Origin of the sequence: Rhodopseudomonas sp. BR0C11 (genome assembly GCF_010820945.1) — a bacterium.
Lineage (GTDB): Bacteria > Pseudomonadota > Alphaproteobacteria > Rhizobiales > Xanthobacteraceae > Rhodopseudomonas > Rhodopseudomonas palustris_H.
This window is the reverse complement of record NZ_QTKI01000135.1, coordinates 1-11,231: the sequence shown is the minus strand read 5'-3', so window position 1 is coordinate 11,231 and position 11,231 is coordinate 1. Positions and strand designations below refer to the sequence as shown.

Annotated in this window: 8 protein-coding genes and 2 pseudogenes; 5 read left to right on the top strand and 5 right to left on the bottom strand. The window is 61.9% G+C overall.

Features of this window, described 5'->3' with window-relative positions; all coding sequences use genetic code 11:
- Positions 1 to 1,159: caspase family protein (locus DYI24_RS12565; RefSeq protein WP_205523495.1), on the bottom strand; the 1,159-nt coding region annotated here is incomplete at its 3' end.
- A gap of 161 nt (positions 1,160 to 1,320) precedes the next feature.
- Positions 1,321 to 4,776: a DNA polymerase III subunit alpha gene (gene dnaE, locus DYI24_RS12560; protein WP_164572519.1), complete on the bottom strand. Its 3,456-nt coding sequence runs from the start codon at positions 4,774 to 4,776 to the stop codon at positions 1,321 to 1,323.
- A gap of 485 nt (positions 4,777 to 5,261) precedes the next feature.
- Between dnaE and DYI24_RS12555 the strand changes: the two genes are divergently transcribed.
- Together DYI24_RS12555 and DYI24_RS12550 are read left to right on the top strand one after the other, a co-directional pair.
- Entirely contained in the window at positions 5,262 to 5,504 is a 243-nt protein-coding gene (locus tag DYI24_RS12555) for a DUF3551 domain-containing protein (RefSeq protein ID WP_164572518.1), read from the top strand.
- A 108-nt stretch (positions 5,505 to 5,612) separates the two neighbouring features.
- Complete coding sequence (locus DYI24_RS12550) at positions 5,613 to 5,867, top strand: DUF3551 domain-containing protein (RefSeq protein ID WP_164572517.1); 255 nt, start codon at positions 5,613 to 5,615, stop codon at positions 5,865 to 5,867.
- Positions 5,868 to 6,042: 175 nt separating this feature from the next.
- Here DYI24_RS12550 and DYI24_RS12545 read toward each other — a convergent pair whose 3' ends face one another.
- Both DYI24_RS12545 and DYI24_RS12540 read right to left on the bottom strand, forming a co-directional pair.
- Positions 6,043 to 6,741, bottom strand: a complete 699-nt coding sequence (locus DYI24_RS12545) for an ABC transporter ATP-binding protein (protein ID WP_164572516.1) — start codon at positions 6,739 to 6,741, stop codon at positions 6,043 to 6,045.
- Between the two features lie 11 nt (positions 6,742 to 6,752).
- Positions 6,753 to 7,097 (bottom strand): annotated as a pseudogene (locus tag DYI24_RS12540) (FtsX-like permease family protein); the annotation flags it as partial.
- Here DYI24_RS12540 and DYI24_RS12535 point away from each other — a divergent pair.
- From DYI24_RS12535 to DYI24_RS12525, 3 genes are all read left to right on the top strand, one after another.
- A complete protein-coding gene (locus DYI24_RS12535; protein ID WP_164572515.1) occupies positions 7,051 to 7,245 on the top strand; it encodes a hypothetical protein in 195 nt (64 codons plus the stop codon). The pseudogene DYI24_RS12540 and the gene DYI24_RS12535 sit on opposite strands and share 47 nt — an antisense overlap.
- Before the next feature lie 115 nt (positions 7,246 to 7,360).
- The gene (locus DYI24_RS12530) at positions 7,361 to 8,905 is read left to right on the top strand and encodes a hypothetical protein (RefSeq protein ID WP_164572514.1); all 1,545 of its coding nucleotides are present in this window, start codon (positions 7,361 to 7,363) and stop codon (positions 8,903 to 8,905) included.
- Between the two features lie 53 nt (positions 8,906 to 8,958).
- The gene (locus tag DYI24_RS12525) at positions 8,959 to 10,932 is read left to right on the top strand and encodes a hypothetical protein (protein WP_205523494.1); all 1,974 of its coding nucleotides are present in this window, start codon (positions 8,959 to 8,961) and stop codon (positions 10,930 to 10,932) included.
- Positions 10,933 to 11,025: 93 nt separating this feature from the next.
- Here DYI24_RS12525 and DYI24_RS12520 read toward each other — a convergent pair.
- Positions 11,026 to 11,231 (bottom strand): annotated as a pseudogene (locus DYI24_RS12520) (ABC transporter); the annotation flags it as partial.

The window sequence follows — 11,231 nt, the reverse complement described above, 5'->3', positions numbered from 1 at the left end:
AGACGATCTCGTCCGGTGGCGGCGGCGGCACATCGTAGTCGATCACCGCAAAGCTCGGCGGCGGCTCCAGTGCAGCGGCGAGGATCTCCAGCCGGCGCCGGGCGTCCGCCGCGTGCGGGCCGCGCGGATAGCGGCGCAGATACGACCAGTACGCATCCGGCGTATCGACGCGGTAGGTCCGCCGCCAAGTAATCGCCTCACGCCGCGCGGCGACGATCGCCCTCACCCGCTTGGCCAGCGGATCGTTCGGATAGGCGGCGAGAAAGTCTTCGTAAGCCTGCAGCGTGTCGCGATCGAGCGCGGCCGCATACGCTTCGGCGGCGCCCATGTCGCGGATCGGCTTGCTGCGCAGCGCCTGATCCGGCGCCGGCAGCGGCGGCGCATCGGGCGCGCGATCGAAGAACATGAAGTTCGACTCCACGCTCTGCGTATCCCACGGCACCTGCGCGCCCTTGGTGGTCTCATTGACGCGCAGCCGCACCCGATCGAACAGCTGCGGCAGCGTCAGGCCGCCGGTGCGGATCATCTCGGCCAGTGCTTGCGCATAGACGCCGTAAGCGCCCCGCTCCTCCGGCGCCACCGTGCCGGGCGCGGCGTTGAAGGCGATCAGCATCTTCGGGTTCGGCTCGACCATCGCCAGCCCCGAGGCGATCGATCCGCCAGGCACGAACGGCTGCTCGCGCGCCAGATCGAGCACCACGACGCTGGTCTTCAGCGGCAGCGCCGCAAGCTGGCGCAGATAGTCGCTGATGCGCAGGCCTTCAGTGGGAATTTCCGTATCGCGCGACAGCCGCGAGTCGACCGGGATGAAGTAATTCTCGCCGGCGTATTGCACGCCATAACCGGCGAGATACACCGCCGCGACGGTGTCGGGACCGGAGTCCTCGGCCTTCTTCACAAAGTCGCGAAACGCGCCGCGCAGCGTGTCGCCGTCGAGGTCGCGCGCGCCGCTGACGTCGAAGCCGGCCGCCTGCAAGGTCTGCGCGATCAAGCCGCCATCATTGGCGGCGGTGGAGAGCGGCGCCTTGGCATAGGCGCCATTGCCGATCACCAGCGCGATGCGTTTTTCCTGCTGCTGCGCGGCAGCGGGACCAACCGGCCCGGCGATCAGAACAACGAGGATGGTGGAGACGACCGAGACAAGATGATTGAGACGCATGGCCGGGACCCATTGCAAGGGCGCAGCCGGAACCGGCGCAGCGCCGCCGATCGCATTTCAGCGCGTCCCAATCTGAACGGCGATTGAACAATCCGCGACCGGTTCGCGGACAAATACCGCCCTCGCCGTCCGTTTTCCGTGACGCGAGAGCAAACCCGTGGTCACAACGTTTCGACGTGCTCGACGCCGGTCACAGCCTTGATCGCGCCGGCGATCTGCGGCGAGACGTGGTAGCGCCCGGGAATATCGAACTCGACCTCGGTCTGCGGATCGAGCCGCAGCACCAGCGCGATGTTGCCGCCCGCCACCTTGGTCTCCGGCGGCTGCAGCCGCTTGGCGACCGAGTCGAGGAATTTGGTATCGCGCAGAAAGATGCGCAGCCCCTTCTGAGTCTTTGCCGCCGCGGCGTCGAGCGGCTCGGCGTGCAGCACCCGGGCGCGCACATCCTCACCCTGTAGTTCGGCGCCGAGCTGCATCAGCACCGCAGCCCCCGGCTCCAGCACCTCGCGATACTGTGCCAGCCCTTCGGAGAACAGCACCGCCTCGAAATGCCCGGTCGGGTCGGACAGGCCCATGATGCCCATCTTGTTGCCGGTCTTGGTCCGCCGTTCCATCCGCGACACCACGGTGGCGGCGACCTTGCCGGCGGTGGCGCCGGATTTCACCGCCTTGCAGAACTCGGTCCAGGACTGCACCCGCAACCGCTTCAAGGCGGTGGCGTAGTCGTCGAGCGGATGGCCGGACAGGAAGAAGCCGATCGCATCGTATTCACGGCGCAGCCGCTCCGCCGGCAACCACGGCTCGAGCTGCGGCAGGATGATCGACGGCGCATCCGACAGACCGCCGAACATGTCGTTCTGACCGCTGGTGGCGGCTTCATGATTGCGCTGGCGAGCCGCGACGATGGCGGCGGCACCCGCAAACACCGCCGCACGGTTCGAGTTGTGGTAATCGAACGCACCGGCTGCCGCGAGACATTCGATGACGCGCTTGTTGATGGCGCGCGGATTGACCCGTGCGGCGAAGTCGGCGAGCGAGGCAAACGGCCGATCGCCCCTCGCCTCGACAAGCTGTTGCACCGCCTGCATGCCGACGCCCTTCAGGCCGGCGAGCGCGTAGTAGATGGTGTTCGGACCGACCTCGAAGGTGGCGCCGGAGCGGTTGACCGACGGCGCCTCGACCTTGATGCCGAGCCGCTGCGCCTCGGCGCGAAATTCCGACAGCTTGTCGGTGTTGTGGATTTCCAGCGTCATCGACGCGGCGAGGAATTCCACCGGATAGTGCGCCTTCATATACGCGGTGTGGTACGACACCAGCGCATAGGCGGCCGCGTGGCTCTTGTTGAAGCCGTAGTCGGCGAACTTGGCGAGCAGGTCGAAGATGGTGTCGGCGGCGTCCTTGGCGACGCCATTCTTCACCGCGCCTTCGACGAAGATCGCGCGCTGTTTGTCCATCTCGGCGCGGATCTTCTTACCCATCGCGCGGCGCAGCAGGTCGGCGTCGCCGAGCGAGTAGCCGGCCATCACCTGCGCGATCTGCATCACCTGTTCCTGGTAGATGATGACGCCGAACGTCTCCTTCAGGATCGGCTCCAGCATCGGATGCAGATATTCGGGCTCCTCGTCGCCGTGTTTGCGGGCGCAGTAGGTCGGGATGTTGGCCATCGGGCCTGGGCGATACAGCGCCACCAGCGCGATGATGTCTTCGAACCGGTCGGGGCGCATGTCGATCAGCGCCCGCCGCATGCCCGCGCTTTCCACCTGGAACACGCCGACGACGTCGCCGCGGGCCAGCATCTGATAGCTCGGCGCGTCGTCGATGGGCAGCGTGTGCAGGTCGACATGGATGTCGCGCTGCTTGAGCAGCTTCACCGCGACGTCGAGCGTGGTCAGCGTCTTCAGGCCGAGGAAGTCGAACTTCACCAGACCCGCCGGTTCGACCCATTTCATGTTGAACTGAGTCACCGGCATGTCGGATTTCGGATCGCGATACAGCGGCACCAGGTCGCTGAGCGGGCGATCGCCGATCACGATGCCGGCAGCGTGGGTCGAGGCGTGACGCGTCAGACCTTCGAGCTTCTGCGCGATGTCGAATGCGCGCGCCACGATCGGGTCTTCGTCGCGCGCCGCCTGCAGCTTCGGCTCGCCTTCGATCGCCTGCTTGAGGGTGATCGGCGCAGCGGGATTCTGCGGCACCAGCTTGGTCAGCTTGTCGACCTGGCCGTACGGCATCTGCAGCACGCGCCCGACGTCGCGCAGCACGCCGCGCGCCTGCAACGTACCGAAGGTGATGATCTGCGCCACCTGATCGCGGCCATAGCGATGCTGCACGTATTCGATCACTTCGCCGCGGCGATCCTGGCAGAAGTCGATATCGAAGTCCGGCATCGAGACGCGTTCGGGATTGAGGAAGCGCTCGAACAGCAGGCCGAACCGGATCGGATCGAGGTCGGTAATCGTCAGCGAATACGCCACCAGCGAGCCTGCGCCCGAACCACGGCCCGGACCGACCGGAATGCCGTGAGCCTTGGCCCATTTGATGAAGTCCGACACGATCAGGAAGTAACCCGCGTATTTCATGCGGGTGATGACGTCGAGCTCGAAGGCGAGCCGCTTGTTGTAGTCCTCTTCGGTCGTCCCAGGCGACAGGCCGTGAACGCTGAGCCGCTTGGCGAGGCCCTGCTCGGCCTGGCGGCGCAGTTCGGCCGCTTCAGCGGCGGCCGCCTCCGCCGCGTCACTGACGCTGGCGCCGACGGTGAACAGCGGCAGGATCGGCTTGCGGGTCAGCGGCCGATAGGCGCAGCGCTGCGCGATCTCCACCGTCGAGGCCAGTGCCTCGGGCAGATCGGCGAACAGCACCGCCATCTCGGCGCGGGTCTTGAAGCGGTGATCGGGGGTGAGCTGAAGCCGATCGGTCTCGGCGATCAGCTTGCCGGAGGCGATACACAGCAGCGCATCGTGCGCCTCGTAATCCTCGGTGCTGGCGAAATGCGGCTCGTTGGTCGCGACCAGCGGCAGGCCCTTGTCGTAAGCGAGATCGATCAGGCCGCCTTCGGCGCGGCGCTCGGCCTCGGTGCCATGACGCTGAAGTTCGACATAAAGCCGATCGCCGAACGCCTGCTGCAGCCGCTCGCAGCGCTGCGCGGCGAGCGCCGGATCGGTCAGCATCGCCAGCGAGATCGGCCCGTCCGGCCCGCCGGTCAGCGCGATCACGCCGTCGGTTTCGCCCGCCAGCCATTCGAGCTTGACGTGCGGCACCTGATTGACCGGCGTCTCCAGGAACGCCCGGGAGTTCAGCCGCATCAGGCTGCGATAGCCCTGCTCGCGCGCTGCCAGCAGCACGATCCGCGCCGGCGTCGCCAAGGCGCCATGGCGCGAGTTCGGATCCTGGTCGCCGAAGTCGATGCCGAGTTCGAGGCCGACGATCGGCTGAATGCCGTAGCCCGACAGCTTGTCGGAGAATTCCAGACCGCCGAACATGTTATCGGTGTCGGTCAGGGCCAGCGCCGGTTGCCGGTCGGCCTTCGCCAGCTCGGCCAGCTTGGCGACTTTCATCGAGCCTTTCAGCAACGAATAGGCCGAGTGGACGTGCAGATGGACGAATCCGGCGTTGCTCATCGGCGCGCGGCTCTTCAGACAAACGTGCGGGTTGGGACGAGTGGTTTGCGGAACCGGTCGCCGTAACGGCAACCGACTCGGAAGCCCAATGGTGGGCTCCCTCACCCTTCACCGCAAGCATCGGCGGCGACCTTATCCCCGCTATGCCGAAGCGGTCGCAACGCTTGCCCGCGCTTAGGCCTGCGCCAGCACCTGAGCCCACACCGCCACCATGCCGATGAACAGTGCAATCGACGTCAGCGCCGCAGCTTCTTGGATGAAGATCTTCAACATCGTCCGCCTCCCTGACCTTGTGAACATAACAAGAACAATGTTCTTATTTCGTTCTAGAGTCAAGCAAGCGGCCGGCGCAGCAACCTGGACCGTTAATGAGACGTTACTATCCCCGGAATCCACCGGCCCGGCCTCGCATTGACGGTCATTCGGGATTGGCGCACGGAACGAAAGGCGCGCGGCTTATGAACCGCGCAGCAGCGGAGGCGACGATGCGGATTGGAGCGATGGTGCTGCTGGCCGGGCTGACGCTCTCGGGAGCAGCTTCGGCACAGCCTTACGACAACTACCCGGTCTGCCTGCGGGTGTATGGCCCGGTGCGCTACGACGAGTGCCGCTACACATCGATCGAACAGTGCAAACCGGCCGCATCGGGGATCGCCGCCCAGTGCCTGACCAATCCGTGGTATCAGCCGCCGGCGGGGCCCGGTTCGCGCCGCGCCCGGCGGCATTGAGCCGGCGCATGTGCGCCGACCCTGCGCCGTCATAGATTTCTGTCACACTCTCGGGTGCGCCGAGTCGCCGCCACTGCGACCGGCTGCTCAACAAGGATCCGAACGAAGATGCGCAAGCTGCTCCTGATCGCGATGCTCGCCGGCCTCGGCCTGACCACCACCGCCGAGGCGCGGGATTATCCGGTCTGCCTGCGGGTGTATCAGAGCTATCACGACTGGTACGACGAGTGCAGCTACGACACCATGGCGCAGTGCCGGATGTCGGCCTCGGGCCGCGCCGCCGATTGCATGACCAACCCGTGGTACACCGCGCCGCAGCAACAGCCGACCAAGAAGAAGCGCAAGCATCGCCGCCAGCAGTGAGGACGAGCGCGGCTCTCTTGGTACCCTGTCATTCCGGGGCGCGCGCAAGCGCGAACCCGGAAACCCGAGATGTTCTGCGTTGAGGCGCTTCGCCCCGCACCGCGAGATTCCGGGTTCGCTCGCTAACGCGAGCGCCCCGGAATGACGTGCTAATAATGGGCTGAAGCCGAACGCCCTATTCCAGCTCGACCACAACGCCGTCCTGCAGCGAGACGCGGCGGTCCATGCGGGCGGCGAGCTCCATGTTATGCGTCGCGATCAGCCTCGCCACCTGGGTCGCCTTGACCAGCTGCATCAGCGCGTTGAACACGTAATCAGCGGTGTGCGGATCGAGATTGCCGGTCGGCTCGTCGGCGAACAGCACGCGGGGCGCATTGGCCACCGCGCGAGCGATCGCGACGCGCTGCTGCTCGCCGCCTGACAATTCCGACGGCCGATGGGTGATGCGGTCGGCGAGCCCCAGATAGGACAGGATTTCCTTGGAGCGGCTGATCGTCTCTTTGCGCTTCAGGCCGCGGATCATCTGCGGCAGCATCACGTTTTCCAGCGCGGTGAATTCCGGCAAGAGCCGGTGCGACTGGTAGACGAAGCCGATGTCGGTGCGGCGGATCTGGGTGCGCTCGGCATCGGTCAGCGCCGACGTCGCCGCGCCGCTGACATAGACCTCGCCCTCATCGGGATGCTCGAGCAGCCCGGCGATGTGCAACAGCGTCGACTTGCCCGAACCGGACGGCGCCACCAGCGCCACCGACTGCCCCGCCCAGAGCGCCAGTCTGGCGCCGTCGAGGATCGTCAGCGTCGCTTCGCCTTGCGAATACTGGCGCTTGATGTCGTGAAGGTACACGACCGGGATGTCTTCGGCGCCCTGCTCCATCGTGTTTCGCCTTACTCGTAGCGCAGCGCGTCGACCGGATCGAGGCGCGCGGCGCGCCACGACGGGTACAGCGTGGCGAGGAACGACAGCGTCAGCGCCATGATCACCACCGCGCTGGTCTCGGCGAAATCGATCTCGGCCGGCAGCTTCGACAGGAAATACAGCTCCGGCGAGAACAGTTCGGTGTTGGTGACCCAGGACAGGAACTGCCGGATCGACTCGATGTTCATGCACACCAGCACGCCGACGAAGAACCCGGTCAGCGTGCCGACCACGCCGATCGCCGCGCCGGTGATCAGGAACACCTCCATGATCGGGCCCTGGCTCGCCCCCATGGCGCGCAGAATTGCGATGTCAATCCGACACCGCCTTTACGGGATCGCGGCGGCGTTCGCGGTGATCAAAATCACGCTTTTGATCCACGACACAGCTTTCAGCAAAGAAAGAGAGGGCTTGCTGCCCGTCATCAGAGCTCGGCCAAGCGACGCCTCGCGTCAACTCTGACGGACGATACCGCTCATTGGCGTTCGCAAAAGCTAGCTACATACTCGTCCGTGCAATTGACGGCTTGAGATAAACATACGTTATCTAACTGCCTACGGCAACGAATCAGAGTGTCATGACAGAAGACACAATTAAACAATTGTCCGAAATGACCGACGACGCCGAGTTCGAACGGCTTGCGATGGCCATTCTACGCGAGGCTAATCCCGAGTATGCGTCGCTGCTCCACACCGGGGTGAATTCGGCTGGCAAGACCGTTAAGTCACCGGTGGACGGCATTAGTTTTGCTATTGGTGCGCAGCCGCCGCATATGCTCGCCGTTCATCACACGACGTGCGCCCGAAACGACCTTGAAGGTAAATGGCTTCACGATCCCGCAACAGTAAAACCTCACAAAGGCGGAAAACCTAAAGCGCCCCCAGGCGACGTTCTAAAAGCCGCTAAACTTTACGAGGACGAAAGGGTGCGGCTTGGTACATTGCGCGGGACACTCATTCTAACGACCAATCAAGAACCATCCGAAGAGCTTGTCAGGGATACGCGCGCCACCGGACGAAAATTTGGTCTGAGTGTTGATATATGGTCGGCGTCACGGCTTGCCCATGTGCTCGATAACACCCCGACCGGACAATGGATCAGAGCTAAATATCTACGCATTGATCAAGAGCGTCTTTCAAAGGAGCTATTGGCGAAGCTATCGCGAGATAGTCTTGACGCTCATCGGCCAAGCAATGACATAGCCGCCTGGGTACCGCGTTCGCTTGACGGTTTGCTTGGCGCTGCCGACAGTCAAGACGTGGTCTTCGTCATTGCCGAGTCTGGCCTCGGTAAAAGTGTAGCGTGTTACAAATACCTTGACCGCCATATCGCGTCAGGCGGTTTTGGCCTGATACTGCCCCATCACTTGCTGGCTTCAACGCTTACGGTAGATCAAGCGGTTGAAGCAGCGTTAGAGCAACTTCATCCCGCGCTTGCGCCAGGCTCGGGCAATACCGCGCTTTCATTTTGCTCGGGTGACCGCCCATTTATTGTCGTTGTAGAAGACATCAACAAATCTGGGCAGGCGCAGTACTTGGCCGAAAAACTCACACAGTGGGCCGCAGCAAATTCGACGGCTACGAAAGAGACCGGTCAAGGAACGACGAACAACAATTGGCGGCTGATTTGTCCGGTGTGGCCGCAGGTAATTGCCTCATTGAAAGATGAAGCGAGGAAACGCGTGCAAGGGTCGGCAATCGTCGGCGCTGCATTTACGCCTCCAGAAGGGCGAGAGGCCGTTCAGAGAAGGGCGAAATCAAGAGGCATCTACCTCAGTGACATGGAGGCCGACAGCATTTCCAACGCCCTCGGTCACGATCCGTTGCTTATTGCTCTGCAAGAGCCAGGCAGGCAACCTGACTCTACTAAGGTCATTGAAGATTTCATTGACGGCAGCGCTTCCCGCTTGGCCGGTGAAAAAGGCGAATTCACGGCGGGGGACTACCGAGCCTCTTTGCGGCTTTTAGCAGCCGAGGCGCTGCATCATCGGGAATTGAACCCAAAGTGGCAATCCGTCATTGCGTGGCTTGCTCAGCAGGGCGATGCGCTCACTATGCTTCGACACCTGGTGCATCACGGAGAAGTAATTCGTATTACGGGCGCTGGCGTCGAGAGCGACTAACATTCCGACACGACCGCGTGCGCGATACGCTCTTTGCGGACGCGCTCGGTGGGATGATCAAAGATGACACTATCTCGCCGTTGTTGCTATCGGAACCGTATTTCTCTGAGGTGCTCGGAGCCGCTTTGCTCATTGATGGCGTCCCGGTCCCGTTCATTGACCAAGTTGCAACTCAGAATCCTCTCGCGTTGTTTCACGCGCTACGTATCTTTAGAGAGCCGGCCGCGCCCATTCACGATGCGATCATTGCAGCTATAAATCAGTGGTTAGCGGAACCCGCTACGCACGGACAAGAAAATGGCGGGCTTCGTTGGGCCGCTCTCGCTGCTCTGTCCGAGACAGAGTCCTCAAAAGCAATCGGTATTGTTCGACAGTTTCAAGATCGTGCTTGGACAGCTTGGCAGGCGCTTTTCAGAAATGGCGACGTCACGGGTGGACTAAATCTTTGCCTAGACGTTGAGCCGGGCACTGGCGCCGTTTGGAGAGATCGGCAAATTGAACATGCCAAAAGTCGGTTTGGAAGCAATCTCAGGAAGGCAATTGGCGAGCTGCTCCGGCGACCTGATCTCGGTCGGCCAGCTCGCGTTGGTGCGTTGAGGCTCGCCGGGTTTTTAGCTGACCCCCAACTGGCCGAACCAATTGAGGCCTCTTGGGCCAACGATGCCCAAAAGGACGACAACCTTGCCGATTATCTGTGGGCCGCGGGTCGATGCTGTGGCAATGAGTCAGAGCGATTTCTGACGCCAGTTTGTGATGCTTGGGCTGCGCTGTCCGACGAAAGATCTAAGCACCTCGGTTCGCCACGCGAACAATTAGCGGCTCACAATGTTCGTTGGGCTTTCATCAAAGATATTCCCATTTCAGCGATAGGGTTCTTTATCAAGCGCGCTGCGAAGGACGATCTTCGTTGGCCGATTACCTACATGCTTCACGGCATAGATCATCCGGATGCGGTTGAGTTTGTAGTCCGGGAGATCGCCGAGCGCGAACGGCCGATAGAAGGGAAAGGTTTGATCCTTCACTTTGGGATGACGGCATCTGACGAATGGCGTCGAAGGCAAGAAGATCGCGGCAAGCCAATGTCACGGGAATCTCGTGAGCGATTGCTGTCTCTCTGGCAGAATGGTCTCAATGATAAATTCGTTCGCCAAAAGGCATTTAGCTTTTGGACAGTTACCAGAGGGACTGAGGATTTAGAAATCCTTCGGGCTGTTAAACCAGATGATCTATTGGCGGATTCGGCGCTGTGGGGCCGCCTCGTGCGCAAAGATCATACAGCAATACCCGCACTTCTCGACAAATTAAATGGCGAGGAGCGCGCCCAGTGGTGGCATCTGGGCGAGCAGATTTGGTCGGATGAGTTGGCGAAGGCGTTTGACGAAGAACTGACGCGGCGCGGAACGGTTACGCCGAAAGAATGGGGTGCGACATACCCATCCGATTACACATTGGCTGAGATCATCGTGGGCCTACCGGTGGAGGAAGCAGAAAAGCTTCTTCTAAAGCACTGGGACCACCTGCAGTACTACAATTATTACGTGCAGGCGGCCCTCTATGCGGCGACACCGAGATTGCTGAAATTCGTGCAGGAGGTAGTAAAGAATACGGAAGAGCAACATAAAGTGTTCGAACACATAAGCATGCATTACGGAGTCCGAACGCATGGCCGCGTTGGCGTCACTCGTAGAGAGCAAGTCGAAGCGCTTGTTCCCTATTTAGACATGCTTGCTGAGCACGACATTTTTACATTCTGGCAGGTCTGCAATGATCGCGGCTGGTACGATCTCCGCAAAAAGTATTTTGACGCACGAATAAATAAGAAATACGGTCACGTTTACATTGATGAAGAAGGGGTTTTGGCTGCGCTTGATCGAAGGATTGAGCATCCATATTGGATAGATCGTGATATTGAGCACTTTCAGAAGGCCGGGATGTCGCTGGCCGACGGTACCAAAGGGCGGGCCTACGGCCCCCGTCCGTCAAGGCTCAAGCCGTGCGCCGCAAGGGCGGCGGCCTTGACGGACTGACTTCGCTCATTGGCGCGAGCCTTTAGTCCGGTTGCATGGCAACCGGATAGGTAATTAAGGAGCGCCGAGTACGGAGCCATGCGGCGTCTCGCCCTATTCCAGCTCGACCACCACGCCGTCCTGCAGCGAGACGCGGCGGTCCATGCGGGCGGCGAGCTCCATGTTGTGGGTGGCGATCAGCATCGCCACCTGGGTCGCCTTGACCAGCTGCATCAGCGCGTTGAACACGTAATCAGCGGTGTGCGGATCGAGATTGCCGGTCGGCTCGTCGGCGAACAGCACGCGGGGCGCATTGGCCA

Bases quoted from the DNA above. Each gene is read 5' to 3' on its own strand.
- dnaE (WP_164572519.1), bottom strand. From the start codon at position 4,776: ATGAGCAACGCCGGATTCGTCCATCTGCACGTCCACTCGGCCTATTCG.
- DYI24_RS12555 (WP_164572518.1), top strand. From the start codon at position 5,262: ATGCGGATTGGAGCGATGGTGCTGCTGGCCGGGCTGACGCTCTCGGGA.
- DYI24_RS12550 (WP_164572517.1), top strand. From the start codon at position 5,613: ATGCGCAAGCTGCTCCTGATCGCGATGCTCGCCGGCCTCGGCCTGACC.
- DYI24_RS12545 (WP_164572516.1), bottom strand. From the start codon at position 6,741: ATGGAGCAGGGCGCCGAAGACATCCCGGTCGTGTACCTTCACGACATC.
- DYI24_RS12535 (WP_164572515.1), top strand. From the start codon at position 7,051: ATGATCGGGCCCTGGCTCGCCCCCATGGCGCGCAGAATTGCGATGTCA.
- DYI24_RS12530 (WP_164572514.1), top strand. From the start codon at position 7,361: ATGACAGAAGACACAATTAAACAATTGTCCGAAATGACCGACGACGCC.
- DYI24_RS12525 (WP_205523494.1), top strand. From the start codon at position 8,959: ATGATCAAAGATGACACTATCTCGCCGTTGTTGCTATCGGAACCGTAT.